This is a genomic window from Paenibacillus sp. J22FR83, from assembly GCF_059691955.1.
In genome coordinates this window covers 58925-79716 of sequence record NZ_JCAUAM010000028.1, presented here as the reverse complement: position 1 = coordinate 79716, position 20792 = coordinate 58925, and the positions used below count along the sequence as shown (strand labels likewise).

General features: G+C 45.7%; 17 protein-coding genes. 4 read left to right on the top strand and 13 right to left on the bottom strand.

The window, feature by feature from the left end:
* The 5 genes from AC58PV_RS32655 to AC58PV_RS32635 all read right to left on the bottom strand — a co-directional run.
* Positions 1-2640, bottom strand: a 2640-nt coding sequence (locus tag AC58PV_RS32655; protein WP_497437166.1) for an Ig-like domain-containing protein, incomplete at its 3' end; no start/stop codon positions are given.
* 218 nt (positions 2641-2858) lie between these two features.
* Entirely contained in the window at positions 2859-3869 is a 1011-nt protein-coding gene (locus tag AC58PV_RS32650) for an ABC transporter substrate-binding protein (protein ID WP_497437165.1), read from the bottom strand.
* Between the two features lie 137 nt (positions 3870-4006).
* On the bottom strand, positions 4007-4819 hold the full coding sequence (locus AC58PV_RS32645) for a helix-turn-helix transcriptional regulator (RefSeq protein ID WP_497437164.1): 813 nt from the start codon (positions 4817-4819) through the stop codon (positions 4007-4009).
* A 233-nt stretch (positions 4820-5052) separates the two neighbouring features.
* Entirely contained in the window at positions 5053-5979 is a 927-nt protein-coding gene (locus tag AC58PV_RS32640) for a hypothetical protein (protein ID WP_497437162.1), read from the bottom strand.
* Positions 5980-6018: 39 nt separating this feature from the next.
* Entirely contained in the window at positions 6019-6906 is an 888-nt protein-coding gene (locus tag AC58PV_RS32635; protein ID WP_497437161.1) for a sigma-70 family RNA polymerase sigma factor, read from the bottom strand.
* A gap of 211 nt (positions 6907-7117) precedes the next feature.
* On the opposite strand from AC58PV_RS32635, the gene AC58PV_RS32630 reads away from it, so the two are divergent.
* The 3 genes from AC58PV_RS32630 (at position 7118) to AC58PV_RS32620 (ending at position 9326) form a co-directional block, all read left to right on the top strand.
* A complete protein-coding gene (locus tag AC58PV_RS32630) occupies positions 7118-7561 on the top strand; it encodes a carboxymuconolactone decarboxylase family protein (protein ID WP_497437160.1) in 444 nt (147 codons plus the stop codon).
* 124 nt (positions 7562-7685) lie between these two features.
* Positions 7686-8627 carry an alpha/beta hydrolase gene (locus AC58PV_RS32625; protein WP_497437158.1) on the top strand — a complete coding sequence of 314 codons (942 nt, stop codon included), beginning with the start codon at positions 7686-7688 and terminating at the stop codon, positions 8625-8627.
* Between the two features lie 132 nt (positions 8628-8759).
* A complete protein-coding gene (locus AC58PV_RS32620; RefSeq protein ID WP_497437157.1) occupies positions 8760-9326 on the top strand; it encodes a general stress protein in 567 nt (188 codons plus the stop codon).
* Positions 9327-9481: 155 nt separating this feature from the next.
* Here AC58PV_RS32620 and AC58PV_RS32615 read toward each other — a convergent pair whose 3' ends face one another.
* The 6 genes from AC58PV_RS32615 to AC58PV_RS32590 all read right to left on the bottom strand — a co-directional run bounded on the left by AC58PV_RS32615 (position 9482) and on the right by AC58PV_RS32590 (position 18921).
* Positions 9482-9853 (bottom strand): GNAT family N-acetyltransferase, encoded by a 372-nt coding sequence (locus tag AC58PV_RS32615; protein WP_497437156.1) that lies wholly within the window; start codon positions 9851-9853, stop codon positions 9482-9484.
* A 487-nt stretch (positions 9854-10340) separates the two neighbouring features.
* Entirely contained in the window at positions 10341-10595 is a 255-nt protein-coding gene (locus AC58PV_RS32610; protein ID WP_497437155.1) for a hypothetical protein, read from the bottom strand.
* Between the two features lie 568 nt (positions 10596-11163).
* A complete protein-coding gene (locus AC58PV_RS32605; protein WP_497437154.1) occupies positions 11164-13548 on the bottom strand; it encodes an S-layer homology domain-containing protein in 2385 nt (794 codons plus the stop codon).
* A gap of 163 nt (positions 13549-13711) precedes the next feature.
* The gene (locus tag AC58PV_RS32600) at positions 13712-16765 is read right to left on the bottom strand and encodes a sensor histidine kinase (RefSeq protein WP_497437152.1); all 3054 of its coding nucleotides are present in this window, start codon (positions 16763-16765) and stop codon (positions 13712-13714) included.
* A complete protein-coding gene (locus AC58PV_RS32595; protein ID WP_497437151.1) occupies positions 16762-17910 on the bottom strand; it encodes a response regulator in 1149 nt (382 codons plus the stop codon). Before AC58PV_RS32595 ends, AC58PV_RS32600 begins: the two co-directional genes overlap by 4 nt.
* A gap of 705 nt (positions 17911-18615) precedes the next feature.
* A complete protein-coding gene (locus tag AC58PV_RS32590; protein WP_497437150.1) occupies positions 18616-18921 on the bottom strand; it encodes a DUF962 domain-containing protein in 306 nt (101 codons plus the stop codon).
* 102 nt (positions 18922-19023) lie between these two features.
* Here AC58PV_RS32590 and AC58PV_RS32585 point away from each other — a divergent pair, with 102 nt between their 5' ends.
* A complete protein-coding gene (locus AC58PV_RS32585) occupies positions 19024-19446 on the top strand; it encodes a universal stress protein (protein WP_497437149.1) in 423 nt (140 codons plus the stop codon).
* A 168-nt stretch (positions 19447-19614) separates the two neighbouring features.
* Here AC58PV_RS32585 and AC58PV_RS32580 read toward each other — a convergent pair whose 3' ends face one another.
* Positions 19615-20031: a hypothetical protein gene (locus AC58PV_RS32580; protein WP_497437147.1), complete on the bottom strand. Its 417-nt coding sequence runs from the start codon at positions 20029-20031 to the stop codon at positions 19615-19617.
* Between the two features lie 33 nt (positions 20032-20064).
* Positions 20065-20361: a hypothetical protein gene (locus AC58PV_RS32575; RefSeq protein ID WP_497437146.1), complete on the bottom strand. Its 297-nt coding sequence runs from the start codon at positions 20359-20361 to the stop codon at positions 20065-20067.
* Positions 20362-20792: the final 431 nt, after the last annotated feature.

Here is a 20792-nt window from a genome sequence, read left to right as displayed (position 1 = left end):
GGTTACGCTGGTGATAGCCGGCGCTGCAGTGACCGTGATCGTCGCTGTGCCTTTCTTGCTGCTATCCACCGTCGAGGTGGCCGTGATCGTATAATCGCTAGGCGCGGCGTCTGCTGCTACAGTTACGTTCCCCGTGTTGTCCACGGCAACCTTAGCGTCGCTGCTCGTCCACGCAACCGTGGTCGCCGCTCCGCCTACCGCTACTACCGAAGCTGCCAGCTGCTTGCTTCCTCCTTGCACCACACTTGCCGTGCTTGGGCTGATGGTTACGCTGGTGATGGCCGGAGGTATGGCCGTAACCGTAATCGTTGCTGACCCTTTTTTACTAGTATTGAACGTCGAGGTCGCCGTGATTGTATAATCCCCAGGGGTCGCATCCGCCGCGACGGCTACTTTACCAGAGCTGTTCACCGTCACCTTATTAGTAGCGTCGCTGCTTGTCCAAGTGACTGTCGTTGCTGCTCCTCCCACCGCATCTACGGAAGCTGTGAACTGCTCGCTTCCTCCTTGCACCACGCTTGCCGTACTCGGACTAACGGTCACACTGTTGATGGTCGGCGGTGCCGTAACGGTGATCGTCGCTGTCCCTTTTTTGCTGGTATTCACCGTCGAGGTGGCCGTTATCGTATAATCGCCCAGTGCGGCATCTGCCGCGACAGTTACTTTACCCGCGCTGTTCACCGTCACCTTGTTCGTGACGTCACTGCTTGTCCATGTAACCGTCTGTGCTGCTCCTCCCACCGCATCTACTGTAACTGTGAGATTCTTGCTTCCTCCTTGCGCAACGCTTGCCGTACTCGGACTGACGGTTACGCTGTTGATAGCAGGCGCTGCCGTGACAGTGACCGTGGTTGTCCCTTTCTTGCTGCTATCCACTGTCGACGTAGCAGTGATCGTATAAACCCCCGGTGTGGCATCTGCCGCGACAGTTACGTTACCCGTACTGCTCACAGCCACCTTATTGGCAACGTCGCTGCTTGTCCAAGTGACCGTCGCTGCTGTTCCTCCCACCGCGTCTACGACTGCAGCAAACTGCCTACTTCCACCTTGTAAAATAGTAGCTCTAATCGGACTGACGAGCACGCTATTAACGGTAGGAAGTATGACCGTAATCGTCGCTGTTCCTATTTTGCTAGTATCAACCGTCGAGGTTGCCGTTATTGTGTAATTCCCCAGGGGCGCATCCGCCGCGACGCTTACTTCACCGGAGCTGTTCACCGTCACCTTGTTCGTGGCGTCACTGCTTGTCCAAGTAAGCGTCGATGCTGCTCCTCCCACCGCATCTACCGCAGCTGTGAGATTCTTGCTTCCACCTTGCACAACGCTTGCCGTGCCTGGCGTAACGGTTACGCTATTTACAGCAGGAGCTGGCAAGTTAGCCACTCGAATCTGCTCGATCGTACTGTTCTTTTCCTGCCAAGCTATGAATAAACCATTGTTCAGTGCGGTTATGGCAGGATAAAACGCAGCTTTCGTATTATCCACAATAAAACCGCTTAAACCAACCTCGGCGCTCGACCAAGCTGTTCCGTTATACTTCTTCGCCCGGATTTTAAATACGGGGGTTGACCCCGTTCCTATCAATCCGGAATTTTCGGACCACACTGCATATAATTCATGATTAGCGCCTGCTAATTTCACATAATTCGCTCGGTATCCGGGGTTCACGTTGATGCCATATTTCCCACCGCCGTCAACGCTTGACCACGTGTTACCGCCGTCGTATTTCTTTATCCGAATCTGGTCATCCGTGGTCGAATCGACCGGTTCAAACCAAGCTGCGTACATGACGCCGTCGACAGCGGTTAGCGTTGGGTAGTACGCGTGTTTTCCAGTCGCCATATTCAACCCAGTCGCGCTGCCACCGTCAATCGTCGTCCAATTCGTCCCGTCGTATTTTTTGGCTCTGAGCTGATAGATACCTGCGTTCAGTTCCGACCATATCGCGAATAGTTCATTTCCCATTACGGCCAAAGAAGGGAAACTTCCACCATTCGCTGAATTGATATTTAATCCGTTTGCACTTCCATCGACGGTTGTCCATTCTACACCGTCATATTTCTTGAGATAAATTTTGCCCACTTCAGACCAAGAAGCATACAAAGCATTATTGTATTCAACAAGGCTAGGGAAGTTAGCATCCTTCGTCGAATCGTTGCTAATTCCGGTCGTGCTTCCCCCTTCAGCGCTTGTCCAACTTGTGCCATTATATTTCTTGACCCGAATTTGACCATAGGACGAAGTCACCGCTTCAGTCCAAGCAAGATATAAAGAACCGTTAGATACGGCCAGAGTCGGCCTCGTTCCATCTTTGGCCGAACTGATATTTAATCCGTTCGGACCGTTACCGTCGACGCTCGTCCAGCCCGTCCCGTTATATTTCTTAACTCTGATTTGACTAGCGGTTACGCCTGGAACGACTTTTTCTTGCCAAGCGACATAGACTTCGCCATTCCATACGGTCATCGCAGGATACTCCGCTCGGTTGGCTGCATTTACGTTAAGTCCGTTAGGACCGCCGCCGTCGATCATCGACCAACCAGACGCTGCGGAAGCTGTGCTACTGGTGAATACAAGTGATATTAATAGCATAAAGGCGAGTAAACTATGTGCCATTTTACGTATTCTTTCGTTGGTCATACTCCTTCTTAGTGGGATCAATCTACATCTTCCTTTCTGAATTCTCGTTTCTGTCGCTTACCCCTCATTCTCTACCCTCAGCATATCGGACGGCACCTTAAAGAAACCTTAAAAACTGACAATTTTCCCCACAAAAAAACAGGCCCCACCTTATAAGGATGAGAACCTGTTATCATATCGTTATCTTGCAGTTAAACTGGCAAACTGCGAGTCACGCACTACTTTTTAAGCGCATCAGCAATGGCATTCACGCCGTATAGTCTACTGATTGGACCGTATCCGAAGGCTTCTGCCCCATTGATCTTGTACACACGATTATTCTTCACAGCTTTGAGTGATTTCCAAACGTCTGATTTCTCCCATTCATCTGCAAGCGCAGGCAGGGATTTATCCGTGTAATTAAAGTAGCCTAGGAAAATATAATCCGGATTGATCTTGGTTAAGCCCTCAAGACTAAGCTCTGCGCCATCTCCATTCGCTTGCTCAGGTGGCTTCAGTCCCAGCGGCTCGTAGTAGTGACCAACATATTTGGTACCCTGCAGCCACATCGTTTTCTCTCTAACTTGAGCGTAAGCTACAGTGCCTTCCACACCTTTAATCTTATCCTTCGCTTGAGCGAACGCCGTGTTGAACTTCTCGATTTCTTTTTTCGCAAGATCCTCTTGCCCAAGCATTTCGCCGAACTTCGTCATCACACCAGGCCAATCATTCCAAACGTCCATCTTTGTTTCATCAAGAAACACCGTGGGAGCAATCTTCGACAATTGATCGGCCACTTTTTTGTTCGTTTCTGTACCGGCGATGATAAGATCTGGCGCATACTGCAATAATTTCTCCAAATTAACTTCCGTATTCTCACCAACATACGTTATTTCCTTAAATTTGCTGGTATACGGCTTGTACAACTCAGAACCCATGACAGACTGCTTTTCCGTAAAAGGAAGTGCAACGCCAATGGATGGGATTTCAAAGCTGATTAGATCCTGTGTTAATCCCCAATGAACAAGTGCGACTTTCTCTGGTTTCTTGGCAATCGTTACTTGTGCACCGTTCGCGCTAGCAACTGTTCTCGGAAAGCTTGAAGCAGCAGGCGAAGGACTAGCCGAAGGCGCCACGGTTGGGCTTGCGCTTTCACTGCTTGATTTCCCCGTACTGGAGCATGCACTAATAAGTAAAAGTAAAGCCACCAGCAACGACGCTGTTACCAGCGGCATGACACGTTTTCTCATCTTGATCTTCCTCTCGTTGATCCCCATATTAATTGATAACGATTATCATTATCGAAGATAAGTTTACCATCGTGGTGAACCTACTGCAAATAGACGATTTCCCGATTTCGGGATGGATTTATTCTTCAACTTGTTCTTCATTCGCTCAACTTCATAGAAGTCGGTGACTTGCCGTAATGCTTCTTAAACAGCCTACTGAAGTAATAAGCATCTGGATAACCTACACTGCCCGCGATGTCCCTCACCGAAAACGAAGTCGTCATCAACAGCTCATGAGCCACCTTCATCCGGTATTGAATCAAATAATGAATAGGGCCGACCCCTGTGTATTTCTGAAAAATATGCGAAAAATATTTCGCCTTCATCTGATGCTGCTCCGCTAAGCCCTCCAGCGTGACCGATTCCATATAATGATGCCGAATATACTCGATCGTCTGTTCCATCATCGAATGGCTTTCGCTATTCTGCATATATCGCTCATACGTCAACGTCCGATTCACTAGCTGATAAAATAACGTCTTCTTTTCCAACAATTCTATATGTCCAAGCTCTGTCGTATATCGTCTTAATTGCTTCATAGCTTGCAACAGTGTCGCATCTAGCTCAATATGCAGCAAATTAACTTCTCTTGCTAGCATCGCGCCCTCCTGTTCAGGGGCTACCGGCAAAAAGTGTACAAGAAAATACTCGAACTCGGCCGAATGTACGACCATCCCAAAATGACGATGATACCCTCCGATCATCGCCTTCCCCGGGCTCACCGAATAGCTGCTGCCGTCATAAATAAAATCAGCTTCGCCCCTTAGCGCGATCAGAATCCCGCTTTTCGTCGTGAGCTGCGCCTTATGTCCTTGATGTATACCTTCCCGAAGCGTGGTTTGGTACACCCCATGTATCTCTATCGGCACCTGCAGGAAAAAGGCGGCTAAAGCGTCATACTGGTTCTCCATACAGATCCCCCTCTAGTTGAGCATGTATGTCCTCATTTTAACCTAGAAGCGGGGGTTGCTCAAATTTGCTCTTTCATATGCTCACTATGACCTTATATTACTTGCTAACTTATTAATCCCTACATATACGAGTATGGCAGCATCTTATTATTTAAAATATTTATTAAGATAGTAGGTCCATGTTAATAAAGGAGAAAATTAAAAATAATCTCTACAATTACACTAGATTTCAACTATTTAGAATCTCTTGCAATCTCAAGATACGTGCCTAATATCCAAGAAGTAAAGCCAAACAGACACCAGTAAAAAATTGCCCAGTATGAGAAATCCCATCTGATTAGCCAGAAAGCAAAAATAATTTCGCACACAATAATACCAAATGCATTACCATGCTCACGTAAGTGTCTATAAGATTCAATATATTCCCGATTATCATTTATTCTCCCATTAGTCGAGGTATCACTAATAATGATAGGAGATTTATGAGTTCTCACTTTAGTTGACTTTTGCTCCCCCATTGATCTGTACGAACTTAACTTATAATAGAAGTCCCTGATGAATTCAAAATTTGAAATTTTAACTACTAGTATTGATATAAGTATAAGTAGACTAAAAATGTGCAGCCATTCAACACTTTTAATTTCACTGAAACAAAAAGCTGTTATACATATTATAGTGCATCCAAGCAACCAACCTATTACCACTAATCGATATTTCACATTATTATCAGAATAAAAAATTGATCTCATTCCATGAAGAACTAAAATAATCATACTGGAGAAATACATATATAAAAAACCTGAGACTGCTATTATAACTGCAGGTAATATTGAAAATCCCGTTTGTGTTACTTCAACTTCAGGTCTATTCACCCCATCTAATTGAGGAGCACTATTACCAACTAATTCCAACATTACATTTACACCACTCTTGTTTATTACGTATGTTGTTTCATACAATAGGTTCTCTATACTAGCTTTCAAATTCGTTGCATCTGAACTTGTGCAAGGCGATTTATCTCCACCACAAAGTCTTAAGAAAAATGAATTGGAAATTTCATCATTATAATTGGTAATTAGAAAAAATAAAACGACAACACCAAAGATCGTACCTAATAAATATCTAACTAAATAGAACTCCCAAAATCGATTTCCTCCCACAACGAACCTCCACAATAATTAATATATACAATCAACTCACTAACCAAGTCTGCTCTCCGAGGACTGACTTAGCCAAATTTTATCCGGATTAATAACGAAACAAACACGTTGTATCTGAGGAACCTGCGCATCCATTTCCAACATGAGCAACGAAACGGGCTTCTCATTCTCATAAAAAGCCACGCCTGGCTGCCCATTCCACACCGTCATAGCATACGTTAAGTGCGCATACCGCTTGGCCGAAACGCCAATCAAGAATGACACCACACGTTCCCTGCCATAAATCGGATTTATCGCTGTGCTAACTTTCCCGCCTCCATCAGATACCAACCTCGACGTATCGGTCAATAATCGAACCAATGCAGGGGCGTCTCCTCTTTGGAACGCAGTCACAAACTGCTCGACTAGCGAAGCCTGCTGCTCTTGACTGATTGGTGCTTGTAAGCGATCAGGGTCTAGCTTCTTTTTAGCACGACTATATATTTGGCGGCAGTTCGCCTCTGATTTGTCCAACAGCTGCGCAATCTCTACATAGGGATAATCGTAAGCCTCCCGCATCACGATAATCGCTCTTTCCAGCGGTTCCAACTGCTCCAGCATAATCATAAAAGCGTACGATAGCGATTCCCTTTGCTCCGCTAGTAGATTCGGCTGCTGCCAAGCTTCGGAAGTCGGTTCCGGCAGCCAGGTCCCGGGATATACCTCCCTTTTCTTCCTAGCTGATTGCAAGATGTTCAAGCATTTATTCGTCGTAGCACGCGTCAGATACGTTTTCATATGCTCAATCCGATCCAGCTTGTCGTGAACGTCCAAGAATAGCTCCTGAACAACATCTTCCGCGTCCGAAACCGATCCCAGTAAATGATATGCCACAGATTTCAGGTATGAATAATACGTGGTATAAACCGTTTGGAAGTGTATGGTCACAATATTCCCCCTTCTGCTCTATCCCCATGGGATAGTTGATGCAGACCTAGTATATCAGCGAAAAGAAAATTTTTCCATGTATGATATCCATCTATTCCGAAGGGCTTTTGTGGATTTTTATAAAAAAGAACTATGTTTGTTGTCACGAAAAGTTACCCTCAATTGTCTAGATCACGCTTAACTAAAATAAACCGAAAAGAGGAGATTTATCATGCGTACACGATTTGATTATTACAAGGCCTGCCCTGAGGCAACAGACACGATGTTAAAGCTAGAAGCGTTTGTTAAAAGTAACGGACTGGATGCACATTTATATGAGTTGATTAAGCTCAGGGCATCTCAGATCAACGGCTGCTCGTACTGCATTGATTCCCATACGAAAGATTTAGTGAAACTAGGCGAGACAGACCAGCGGCTCTATTTGCTTCCTCTATGGAGAGAGGTCCCTTTTTATACGGAGAAAGAGCGTGCTGTATTGGCTTTAACCGAGGCTGTGACGCTTATTGCGAATGCAGGGGTACCCGATGATGTGTATGAACAGGTGATGAAAGAGTTCGATGAGCGCCAATTCATGGTGCTGCTTATGGCCATTAATACCATCAATAGTTGGAATCGAATCGGAATTGCAACGCGCTTACTGCCGAATCGGAAATAGAGGAAATACAGCGTTACTTGATTCAACTCCCATCTAGGCGTGTAATGATTGGGTATACCCGCTCCATAGGCACTAGCGGTCTTAAGCCGCAAGTAAGGTCATTTCCAAAGGAGGCGTTACCCTTATGAGCAACAAAATCCAGTTAGAACAAGCTGCGCAAAAAGTCGTTGAACAGAACAGTGCTCCACCGTTTCTACACGAGTTAGGTCCTGAGAAAGGCCGTGAGACGGTCGATAAAGTTCAGTCTGAGCCCGTGCACAAGGAGCCCGTGGATATCGAGGATTTGACGATCCCAGGGGGGCCGAAGGACGATGTGTCGATTCGCATCCTAAAGCCGAAGAATGCACCGGAACAGCTGCCTGTCATCCTATACATTCATGGTGCCGGTTGGGTGTTCGGGAACTCACACACGCACGACCGGCTCATTCGAGAACTGGCCGTCGGCTCACAGTCGGCTGTCGTGTTCCCGAATTACACGCGCTCGCCAGAGGCGAAGTATCCGTTCGCGCTAGAGGAGATCTACGCGGTGCTGGAGTGGATCTCCGCCAGTGGGCGCGATTACGGCCTCGATGCCAACAGCCTGACCATCGCCGGAGACAGCGTCGGCGGCAATATGGCCGCCGCGATTACACTGGTCGCGAAGGAACGCAGCGGCCCGGCAATTCACAAGCAACTGCTGTTTTACCCTGTCACGGATGCCTCATTCGAGACAGAGTCGTATCAGCAGTTTGCTGAGGGCTATTTCCTGCGCCGCGACGCGATGCAGTGGTTCTGGAAGCAGTACACGGCCGATCCGCGGCAGTGTGAAGAGGTCACAGCCTCGCCGCTGCGGGCCACGATCGAGCAGCTGAGCGGGCTGCCGCCTGCGCTCATCATCACCGGCGAGGCGGATGTACTTCGCGATGAAGGCGAAGCATACGCGAATAAGTTGCGTGAAGCCGGCGTGCACGTGACGGCCGTACGGTTCCAGGGCATCATCCATGACTTCGTGATGCTGCATGCCTTGGCGGATACCGCGGCGTGCCGCGGTGCGCTTTTGATGGCGAACGCTTGGTTGCGGGAATGAACATTGCCCCTAGCAGGCTATCGTTGAAATTTCTGTTCCTATGTTTTACATCAACCAATTTAGGGTAATTAACCGTATGCCACAGTCGCCCTAGGCGGCTTGCTAACACTCAACTTTCCAGGAGGGATTACCATGAGTAAACATATTGTCGGCGTATTCAACACGGAAGAAGAAGCAATTCGCGTCATCAACCAATTGAAGGCAGAAGGATATCACTCTGGGGAACTCTCGGTAGTGGGCCGCAATCGCGATGATCTGGACCACATCGAAGAAGCGACTGAAACCAAAGCGGAAGAGGGTCTTGCAACAGGCGCAGCGACAGGCGGCGTGCTTGGCGGGGTGACAGGGCTGCTCGTGAGCATCGGTGCATTGGCGATTCCCGGCGTTGGCCCGATTATTGCAGCAGGTCCAATTGTAGCAATCTTAACGGGTGCTGCTGTCGGGGCAGGTGCAGGCGGACTGGTCGGCGGCTTAATCGGACTCGGCATCCCCGAGAAAGAAGCGATGCAATATCATGATTATGTGCAAAACGGCAAAGTGCTCGTCCTCGTAGACAGCGACAACGACACCGAACGTTCCAATCTGGCCTATCGGATATTCCGCGCCCACAAGTCGCTTAATTCGGATACATACAGCCCGGACTACGGTTACGTAAGCAGATCCGGCGGCGCTAATGACAGCTATCGCAGTAACTTATAGAACCAGCGGTGAGAGACCTGAAAACTGCCCGCTTATCCGGAAGGATAGGTGGGCAGTTTTTTGATTTGGGGGATGAAACCCCGGCTACTCTGTCGGAGAAAGATCTATGATCTTAAGAAGCCCCTAAGGTAAGGGGCTTCTTCGTGTATCCAATCCTATCGTCCCATCGTTGCACTGCCTGAGCTGTACGGGTCGGAGAAATCGCTTGTCGATTCTCCTCTTTCCCACACATCAGCATATGAGGAATCTTTCTTGAATTCCTCTAATACGAAGGAGCAGGAAGGAATGATTTTGCGCCCTTTGTCGCGAGCTTCCTGGACAACCATGTCCAGCAGCTGCTTGCCCAGTTGACGACCACGGTAGCGCGGGTCCACATAGGTATGATCAACTATCCAGGTTCCGGCTTCGACCAGCCTATAAGTAATCTCGCCAACCGTACCTGACAGCGTGCTGAGAATGTAGGCGTTGCCTTGCTTCTGGAGGACAATCTCCTCCTCAGATTCGTGAAACGTGTTATTTTCTTCCATAGTGGGACACCTCCTGAAGGATACAATGCTTGTTTGTACTTATTACCCCTTGGGGGAGGTAGTGAAACAAAGGTCCGGAGGTAAACAAAAGGGGCTGTCCCTCTGCCACATCACATTTAGATGTAAAAACTACAGCTAATGTGCTCGAATTCGAGGTTTTTTCGTGATTAGATGGAAAAAGTACAGGTAAATTCTATGAAATCTGAAAAATCGATATAATGGAAGGAATTTAATTACAAGAAATACAGTTAATCCTCCGAATTCGCTAAATTCGTTGCAAATAGATGGAGAAAATCCAGTTAAATTACGGGAAGTCGTTTTATTACTTATGAGTCAATACGAAAAAGAGGCGTCTCAATAAGTCTACATAGACTATGAGAACAGCCTCTTCTTCTTTATGTGAGAGAAACAACTATAAATGTTGCTTACCTTTCGGTATGTGACTCATCGTGGTAGGAAGTCCAGAGTGACAAATTGAGGCTCAGATCTAGCGCACCTTTGGAAGAGGATTGGTAACTTTCATTCTCCCATGGTTGTTGCTCTCCGAAGACTGAGCTTCCGCCATAGCATTAGCTTTCAGCCCAAGCTGAAGTAATCCACTGGCGTGAGTCTCACTTTCGCTTTGCTTACCGCTGTTTCCACCACGGTCTTGGCTCGTGTCGGTTGCGTGATTGTCTTGATTCCCACCACTATGTTCACTGTTTAGGCAGGCAGCTGTCGCTTGTAAGCCCAAGATTGACATTCAAGCCTAATCCTAGCACTCCTTGCGAGCTGCTGCTTCTATCCAAAGACGAGTGATCCGTAGCTGCTGAACTAACACCTGCTGTGATCAAACCAACGAATACCTGAAAGTACCGCCAACTTTACCCATTGTTTCATGCTTGTCATTGTTATGCACTCCTTCTCATTTTTGAAAGTTAGTCGTTACACGTTTCGTTTGAGAGAAGAAGGTATGTTGGGGCGGTTGACCAGGAGGAGCATGCGACCATGCGGGGCCATCAGTAACATCCATGCGTGAACGCAATGCTACCAACTAGATTCCTAAGGGATCGGCTTTGGGGCAGCCAATCTATATGGCTCATGTATTCACCTCCCTCCTTACAACCTTTTACCCTTATAATGGGAAACACTAACAGCATAGATGACAAACTGGCAAAGTAGGGATCCTTATTCTCCCTTGACCTTGGACTCCACATTTCTCACCCAAAAAGCAAACAGGCCTCATCGTATACCGATGAGAACCTGAAGTAGCTGTGAGCCGTTCAGTCATTTTGCATACCGTGTGACCAGTCCAGTGATAGGTCGTCAAACTAGTTAAAAGAATCCAAGATGGTCTTAATTTGAGAGTCAAGATGAAGGGCATTCAAGATAATCGTCAGAGATTCAGCACGTGTCGCATATCCCTGCGGGTCAAACACCCCATCCTTCTTGCCACTAATGATTCCCGCTTCGGCAGCATCCGTAATTAAACCCGCTGCATAGGTGCTTGCTGTCGACATATCCATAAACTGGCCTTTGGCTGCGTCTTTGCTGACTTGATCTAAGTTCACAATGCGGGAAAGAATAGCAACAATTTCTTCGCGGCTAATTGTCTGGTCCGGCTTGAAAGTACCGTCCCCATACCCATTAAGTACCCCTGCATTCGCGAGCTTCTCGATCGCCTCTTTGGCCCAATGCTGTTTCACATCACTCAGCGCAATGGCGTGCCCTTCATCCCCGTGAATCGTAAATACACGATAAATCAGCGTTGCGAACTCTGCACGGGTGATAGGTCCGTCAGGCTTGAATTGTCCATCCCCATAACCTTCAATAACGTGCAGCTTAATAAATTTGTTAATTGTCTGTTCAGCCCAATGCCCTTTGGTATCCCTTTGTTCCATTGTAAAATTTTCTTTCCTTGCTTCCGCTACTTTCGTTTCAATCGCTTGTACCAAATCTGCAGTATTCACAACTTGGCTACGAAATACTTCTTCTTTAGGCTTTTCAGCCTCGATAGCGGGTTCAAGAGCCGGTGTTCCTCCGCCATTTTGATCCGAATAAACGCGGTTTGGGGTTGCACTTGCCACAATGGAATACGCGCTTTCCATAGCCGCATTGGATGCGGAGATTTTAAAGTCATACAACGTGCCGTTCGTTAACCCTGTTACTTGATAAACACTACTAGTTACGGTAGCAGGTGTGCTAATTAAATGAAACGTTGTGTGGTCCACAGACTGATACACATTGTAATACGTCGCTCCACTGACTGTCGGCCAAGTTAAATGGATTTGCGTATCTCCTGGTGTAGCAACGAGGCTACTCGGAGCTTCAAGAATCGGCAGCGCCACCGTTACCTTCACCATATAAGTTGCTGTTGATTCGTCCTCCGCCACAATCGTGTACGTAACGGGAGTTGTGAAGTCCTGCGGGGTCGTCCCACTCACTTGTACAGCGCTCCCCACCTTCACGCTTGCCCCCGTTGTTGTAAACGTCGGGATCAGCGAAGCTACATTCGTCCCATACGGTACAGTGAGTGCGATGGTCTTGTTCGCTTCATCAATCGTTCCCGTTACCGCAGGACTCAATCCCGCGAAGTCGAATGCTGTAACGGCTTTCGCTGGCCCCAGCCATTTTGCATATAACACCTGATCTATCGTAATTTCAGTTGTTGTAAAATCGAACGGGGTACCGCTAAAATCACTCGTGCTATACCAACCTCCGAATACAAATCCTGACTTGGTCAACGCTTCCTCTGGCTCGATAGAATAAGCGTCTTTAGCCACGCTTTGGCTCTCTACTGCGGGTAACCCTCCATTATTATCGAAGCTAACCGTATAGGCAGCAGATCTTTTTTTGACCAGTCCCGTCATATTATCCGTTGCATATATGTTGCCTTCCCTGTCTACGGCCACCCCTCGCGGGTATCTGAATCCTACCGATTCGCTGATCATCTCCCAGGAGCTATCACCACTTGGCAGTATTTTAATATTGTTATTGGAAGTATCTGCCACGTATACCGTACCATCTAAGCCAACTGCTACACTGTAGGGGCCAGAAAATCTTTCAGATCCCGTAATATCCTCCCATACGCCGCTGCCGCTTCGCAGTTTTTTTATCGAGGAGTGATACGTATCTGCCACATACAGCGTGCCGTCACTATCTACTGCCACACTATTTGGTTGATAAAACTGTTCTACGCCAGTAATATCTTCCCATTGACTGCCTTTTGGCAATTTGAATATTTGATTTAAACTACTTGTCGCATACAAGGTGCCATTAGTGTCTACTGCCACGCCTAGCGGATAAAAAGCTTGTTCTGGACCTCCAACTTCCTCCCAGGTGCTTCCTCCGCTCGACAGTTTTTTTATTTTACCATCACCTGTCACATACACAGAACCGTCATTGCCCACTGCTACGCCATATGGCATAAAGTCATCCCAATCGCTGATATCCTCCCATATGCTGCCTTTCGAAGGCGATTTTTTCATCATTCTACCCTGTCCACTATTGGCTACATAGATCGTACCGTCATTGCTGACTGCCACACCATTCGGCATACTGAACTCACCCTCGTCCGAGATGGACGTCCAAATGGTCGTCTCTGACCTAGCATTAGCCTTTTCTCCTCCCAGAACCGTTTGCATAACGGGAAGAACAAGCAACATCATACACATCAACACAGTTGTTAGTCTCTTCTTGGTATTCAACCTTTTCATGGATTACGTGTCTCTCCTTTTGTAAACTTACTTATAACGGGTCGCCTCATTTCAGCATACAAGCATGCACCTTAAAGAAACCTTAAACATCGACATTTTTCCCCATAAAAAACAGGCCCTCACGCATACCGTTGAGAGCCTGTTAGCTGAACCGCATCCTGTTTTAAACGGAAGCAGTAGGAATACGTATTGTTACTTTCGTACCGCGTCCCAGTTCACTTACTAGTTCCAGTGAGACGCCGTATTCGTATTTCAATCGCTTATTAATATTGCGCAAACCAACCCCCTGCGGCTCATTCGCATCACCTTGTTCTAACAATGTCCTGAGTCGCTCTGGCGAGATGCCAACCCCGTCGTCGGCTACGACGAATTGCCATGCTCCTTTCGAGTTTTCTACCGTCAAGCTGACTGTACCGCCTTTAATACGATCGCCGATGCCGTGGCGAATAGCATTTTCGACAAGCGGCTGCAGCAGAAGCGGCGGCATCTGCAAATCGTAGGCTGCCTTAGCGATATCGAAATCGAAACGAATGCGATCCTTGAATCGAGCTTGCTCAATTCCTACATACGTTTGAATGAGGCTGAATTCTTGAGCAAACCCGATGCGTTCATCCGCATTGCTGAATCGGAAGCTTCCTCGCAAATAATCGGCAAGATCGGCGATCATCTTCCTTGCCCGCTCCAAATCCTTATAGCTTGCAGCAACAATGCTATTCAGCACGTTATACAAGAAGTGAGGTTTAATCTGCGATTGCAAAAAGGCCACTTCCATATGAATGGCTCGACCGAGCGATTCCTTCATGGCGAGCAAGCTCCCGATTCTTGCCTTCAGCTCCTCCAAATCGAACGGTTTCGGCAAGTAATCGTTCGCTCCCGCTTGGAAAGCCGCCACCTTATCCTGCGGTTGAATAGCAGCTGTCACCATCAGAACCGGCAGTTCCAACAGCGAGTATTGTTTGCGAATTTCCTGGCATACTTCATAGCCGGACATGCCCGGCATCATCAGATCGAGAATGACGAGATCGATTCTGCCCAATTGATCCACCTGTTCTAGCGCTTCGTATCCGTTTTTGACTGCGACCACGCGATAGTCAAGCGCTTGAAGAGCGTCCAGCAAGACTTTTAAATTCACATATTGGTCGTCGACGATGAGCACGGTATGCTTGCCGCCCTGATTCGTAATATAAGGTGTAGCAAAGGAATATTCAGTTTCCTTCGGCATGAGCTGGGCACCTGAATACGATGAGGATGATGTTGCTTCACTTCGCTGCTCCGAGATCGGAAGCGTGAAGGTAAAAATCGAACCTACGCCAAGCGTAGAAGATACCGTAAGCGTACCCTTCTGCAGTTCCACCAGTTGCTTCGCAATCGGTAACCCTAATCCAAACCCTCGATGCTGATCTCCCTCGACGGACTTAAACGGTTCAAAAATAAATGGCATATCATCAGACTCAATCCCTTTGCCGGTGTCATGTACCGCAATTTCGAGCTTGCCTCCATGCTCCTTCCCGGTAAGAACAATTCTGCCACGTTCCGTATGCTTGATGGCATTATCCAGTAAATTCCCAATAACTTGGCTAAGTCGAATTTCATCCGCATAAGCGGGAGGCAAATCCATAGGCAAAGCGTTTATGAGTTGGATATCTTTTTCCATGCATAAATAGCTGTAAAACCGCACTTGCACCTCCACCACGGAACGTACATCTATCGGCGCAGGCACAAGTCTTAGTTCGCCCTGGTTCAGCTTGGACAAGTCTAGGATGTCATAGACGAGTTGGGAAAGCTTCCGTGTAATGTCCGTAATCAACTGGAGTTTCTCCCGTTGCTCGGTATTCAGGGGATGTCCGGTATCGTCCAACATGGACCGGGATATATTCATTACGCCGTGAAGCGGCGTTTTAAACTCATGCGAAGTTCGGGCTAGGAAATCATCCTTTATCTTGTCGGCTTGAATTAGTTGCCCGGATAGCTCTTCGATTTTGTGAAAAGCATTGGAAAACCGCAGCGACATCAGCAGCGCAAGCATCAACAGAACAAGAAAGGGTTCAACTGGTGCAAGCGAGTAGATCGGAACGCCGAAATAGACGTTCAAATTCTGATTCATCACCAGCACATTCAAAGCCATCGCCGCCACGGCCAAATACCCGCTCCCCGCCACTCTGTGCAAAGCCGTGTATACGAATACATACGTTGCATACAGCAGCGAGATTGTCACATATAAGGATGTGAATTGACGGAACAATCCTGTTGTAAGCTGGGGAGCGAAGCCGCTATGCAGCAAAACAAGTATTCCCCCCGCAATCAGCCCGCCTCGCGTGAGCCATTCAAAGCAGTAAGGCCGAAAAGCCGTGTAGACATACAGGAAAAAACCAACACCCACGCCTACAGTCAACACCATCTGAACACGGAAATAAAGCCAGAAGGGGAGCGGTCCGACCGCATCGAACAATACTCTTTCGCCACTAATGCTTGCAAATGCAGCAATACATACACAGACAATGCCAAGTACCACAAGCGAGAAATCATTTCGACGTTGAGAAAACAATCCGATAAAATACAATCCCATAATTAGAAAGGCGGTAAGTGTGATCCAGTCATGAGCCGTCGCACGGTCGCGAACTCCAGCAATTTGATCGGATTTCCCCAAGAGAAGCGACTCGCTGATCCCGCTGGTTACTCGAAATTCATAATTAGCCACTTGCACGAGAATGTCATTCCAACCTGGCTGTAAAGTAAAGTAGCTGACATACGGTTTGTTCAGCGCGCTGTAGAGCTGCCTCTCTGCCGGGTTGCCGCTTGATCCGACGATTGTACCATTGACGATGAGCCGATTGGCAATTAGGATGGACGCCGTTTTTAATCCATACACCTGGCTTGCATCGCCAATCTGAATGCGTAACCGGTAGGTCGCCATGCCCATTGTAGACATTTGCTCCCGCCACGAGCCGGGGACCTGGACCATCTTAGGCGTTGCTTCGCCTGCTGCTACGAAAGTTTCTGCTGGCGGATGACTAAACAGCTGATTCGAATATAGCTCCCATTGCCCGTCAAGCCGAACTGTTCCATCTTGATCAAATTGCCAAGCACGTAAATCCATAACCCCATTTACCGCTAGAGGCATCTGTTTTTTATGAATAGAAAAATAGGCCAACAACACCCCATAAGTTGCAATCAATAGAGACAGGGTAATTAGCGCTGCCACAATTTTTTTGCTCATCGGGCTTGCCGCCCTATCTTATCCTTCGTTTCTTGGACTAGCTGCAAAGTTTCTTCTTCCAACTCTACTCCTAATTGAAATTTCACTGCATGCTCCAACTGCATAATAACCCGATGCGCCTCGTTGCGATTGCCCATTTTCAAATGGAGCTTAATCAACTCTCGACCGTCGACCTCGAAATCAGGAGCAACCGATAATAGATTCTGCATACAGTCCACTGCAAGCATGTCATTGCCCTGACTTTGGAAAAATGCGAACCACGTACGAAGCACGCGTACATACGAAGCTTTGATATCCAACTGCTTGGCCGTTGCCCAACTGAAGTCACAACCGCCCATATATTCACCCGTGTACACCTGTTTCATTTGGTCATAGGTCCTGGTATCCATCTCTTCGCTCGTCCAGGTGTTGCTTAGGAGTTGCTCAAATTCCGTGACATCAATCGTCACGCCATCCAATTGGGCTACAAACCCTTGGTCCGCTTTGCCGATATGGATGGGAATCTGATGTTCCGCCAGACTTTTCCGTAGATAGGATAAACACGTATATAAATACGTTTTGGCCTTATTCAGATCGTAACCCGGCCAAATCGCCTCAATAATAGATGCGGCATTGACAGGCTTCCCTGCATGATGAATCAGAAAGGCACAAAGTTCCTTCTCCTTCTTTGTCTTCCACGTAAGCACCTTGTCGGGGCCACCAGGCAAACCAATCTGGAAGCCACCCAAACAGCAGATGCTTGGAGCAACATTTGCAGGTTGGGGTGGGGGGGTGACAAACTCGGATATCACGTGTGTAACACGCGCAACCGCGTTCTGCAATCTATCTTTGGTAAAAGGCTTCAGCAAATAGTCATTTGATTGAATCTCAAACGCTTCGACCGCATATTCCGCATATGCCGTTGTGAAGATGATCGGCATTCGTGGGAGCCTACTTCTAATTACTCTAGCAACCTCCGTACCTTTCATTCCCGGCATCTGAATATCTAGGAATACCGCATCTACTGGGGAATGATCTAACGCAGCAATCGCTTCAATCGGGTTCATATATCTTCCAGCTATCTGTATATTTCCCATTTGTCCGAGCAGAATTTCCAACAAATCCAGCGCATCTTCCTCATCATCAATGAGCATTACACGAATCATCGACTCTTGTCTCCTTAAAGCATTATGGCAAACTTCACTTGTTGAGCGGATCCTATAGTGCTGCTTTAGAAACCTTTATACATACTAGAACACCTTATTACTAGAATATTTTACTTTATGGGATATTTCCATAGAAATATCGTTTATGCCAAATTGTCGATTATATACAACATTTTCGTTCGTGGGGTCTTTTTAAAATTGCCAACAGCCATGTAGTGTACATATATATAACGATTGCAACTGATAAATAAAACAGAACATTGAACACATAAAACTTAAAATATTGATGGATAAAATCATAACTCCACACGACTATGAAAACATAACCTACCCCGCGAATAGTATTACATATCCAACTATCTCTTTTAATAAAGAACTCACTAATACTAATCTTGCTATTGATCATATGTCTATAACATAATCCATATAAAACCAAATGAAGAATAATGTGAACTACTGCAGACAGAATACTTCCCATCAATGCGCCAACCAATGGTATTCCCATGCTGTCTCCATCAGAGGGTAATTGTAATGTCTCAACATAGTCGTTATCAACAATCATTTGCCATACCGAGGCCGTAAAGGCAAAGCAAGAAAATAAGGAAACAGTAATACTAATTGATAGAAAATAGTATTTATGTAGTTTCAGAGATTATCCTCCTTTTTCTGCCTTTGTAAGCCCACTATATAATAAGAAAAACTGGATTAAGGCAATACCTTCCTGCCTGTAACCAGTTCAAAACTCCGCAAAAAGAACCATGTAAACCCTGCATAAAAACCTAATAATGGTCGCTTGAAGGACGCAGGTTTATTCTTCTCAAAGCAAAAATGCCCAATCCACGATAGTATATAATGTAATATTCCCAGACCAAGTGTAACTTTTAAATCAATAAATAAAAAAATCCAAGCAAGAAACGCCGATAAAAAAGCAAAATAATGAAGTATTTGATTCCATTTATTTTGATGTGCTTTTTGATATTGTATCAGATCAAATTTAAGCCTATCACGCATTGAGGATAACTCCATTCAATTTAGTCGTTCTCTAATTTCACCATCTGTTTAACCAAAAGTTGTATACTATTACTATACTTTTTTTGAAGGAGTGATCACACAGTGTTATATTCCAAAATTCTTGTTGCGTACGACGGTTCAGAAGCTTCTGATAAAGCGCTCGATTCCGCCATTAAACTTGCCCAACTAAACCATTATTCGAAGCTCGAAATTATTCATATTTTCAACATTCCAACCTACGATATAGGTGGGGAATTTGTGGTTCCACCTATCCAAATAGAACAAGCCTACGCTGAGGACGTAGTTGCGAAAATCAAAAAGAAAATATCCAATTTCACCAACGTTAATATCGAAGTACGAAAAGGTAGTATCGCCAAACAGATTCTCCAATACGCTCAAGAAATAAATGCAGACCTGATCGTTGTCGGCAGCAGGGGACTAAACAGTTTGGGTGAATTTGTACTTGGCAGTGTTAGTCATAATGTCGTTCAACACGCCCCTATTCCTGTACTAATTATTAAATAATTTGATATAAGTGAACGCACTTGGTTGGGGTTAACACAGAAGTAAAGTAATTACTCATTTGTGTATGAAAGTGAAGCTATCCGGTAAAGGATAGCTTCTTTATATATGGCAAAATTGGAATAGAATCAGCTATGACGATAACGATAATACCCTTTATGAAGAAGTCTGTTATTCAAGTATCCATTTTTCATGTAAGGTAGGCTTAGCTAACTGAATCATTGCACGATCACCTCTGAACCAAGCAATATGTTTCTGTCCATTCAAACTATATTGAATTTTAAAATGTTTGCCAAAGGTCTTACGAACAGGCTTAAATGGTGTATCTTTTGAACTTACTTTCTCAATAAGAATAATGCTTCCACCAATTGATTGAATTTGTGCTTTAATTTCGACTTCATTCTTTTGATTGCCCGCACTGGTTAACATAATAAAAAGCGGGATACAGGGAAGTAACGTCATGACAATGGACGCCATCATTTTGCTTTCATTCTTTTTGATAGCGCCGAAGTATACAGAAATACAAACCCCTGGTATAAAAATAATAAACAATAAGAGCAAAGCAATCTTTCCGTATAACGGCAACAATAAAATACATCCTCCATAAAATCTATGTTTTATTTAAAGCATATTGATATGTACATCTAGGTAGTTACCTATTTCTTGAATAAACTTATCACCTGAATTGTCATGAGCTATTATAAAACAACCGCTCCAAATATCCCATCCAACTGTAATCATAACCCCATCATTAACAAAGTCCATGAGAACTTGTTCAAGTCCAATGATTGGTTTGGCATGAGTAAACTTAAACTTCTCTGTAACAACAGTTGCTATTTTGAAGATATACGACTTATCCGCATTCTCTATCTCATATGAGTTGTAGCCTTCGAAGGTCTTATTTATTTTACCTTTCATAGAATCATCTCTTTCTCTTACTGAATAAAATTGACTCTATTATTATTTCACTTCTCGGTATTCTCTCCATCCTTTAAACATGTGCAATGCCTTTAATGCTTCAGTATAATTGTTTGTTGTTACTTCCCACTAATCTAGCATTCTTAATAACATCTCTTTTACTGCCTTTAGTCCTTTTTCATATTCTTATTCTCTAAAGTACAAACTTCCTTAATATCTTCGGAGATACTTTGGTCATCAAGATTATTTAGATTTCCATCCCTACTTTTCTTAAAAACTTATAGCACCATTACGCTACCTCTATATTATATCATCCATTTACAAATTAAGGATATTGAACTGAAGGTAGGCCACTTTCATTCAACCGTTCTGTTGCCTATCATCTGATCTATGTGCCTCGGTGAGAACGAACAAGATATCCGACGGAAATT

Coding starts and splice junctions, on each gene's coding strand:
- AC58PV_RS32590 (WP_497437150.1), bottom strand. CDS start 18,921: ATGCGTGATAGGCTTAAATTTGATCTGATACAATATCAAAAAGCACAT.
- AC58PV_RS32610 (WP_497437155.1), bottom strand. CDS start 10,595: ATGTCAATCTTGGGCTTACAAGCGACAGCTGCCTGCCTAAACAGTGAA.
- AC58PV_RS32600 (WP_497437152.1), bottom strand. CDS start 16,765: ATGAGCAAAAAAATTGTGGCAGCGCTAATTACCCTGTCTCTATTGATT.
- AC58PV_RS32625 (WP_497437158.1), top strand. CDS start 7,686: ATGAGCAACAAAATCCAGTTAGAACAAGCTGCGCAAAAAGTCGTTGAA.
- AC58PV_RS32595 (WP_497437151.1), bottom strand. CDS start 17,910: ATGATTCGTGTAATGCTCATTGATGATGAGGAAGATGCGCTGGATTTG.
- AC58PV_RS32605 (WP_497437154.1), bottom strand. CDS start 13,548: ATGAAAAGGTTGAATACCAAGAAGAGACTAACAACTGTGTTGATGTGT.
- AC58PV_RS32645 (WP_497437164.1), bottom strand. CDS start 4,819: ATGGAGAACCAGTATGACGCTTTAGCCGCCTTTTTCCTGCAGGTGCCG.
- AC58PV_RS32615 (WP_497437156.1), bottom strand. CDS start 9,853: ATGGAAGAAAATAACACGTTTCACGAATCTGAGGAGGAGATTGTCCTC.
- AC58PV_RS32650 (WP_497437165.1), bottom strand. CDS start 3,869: ATGAGAAAACGTGTCATGCCGCTGGTAACAGCGTCGTTGCTGGTGGCT.
- AC58PV_RS32620 (WP_497437157.1), top strand. CDS start 8,760: ATGAGTAAACATATTGTCGGCGTATTCAACACGGAAGAAGAAGCAATT.
- AC58PV_RS32575 (WP_497437146.1), bottom strand. CDS start 20,361: ATGAAAGGTAAAATAAATAAGACCTTCGAAGGCTACAACTCATATGAG.
- AC58PV_RS32630 (WP_497437160.1), top strand. CDS start 7,118: ATGCGTACACGATTTGATTATTACAAGGCCTGCCCTGAGGCAACAGAC.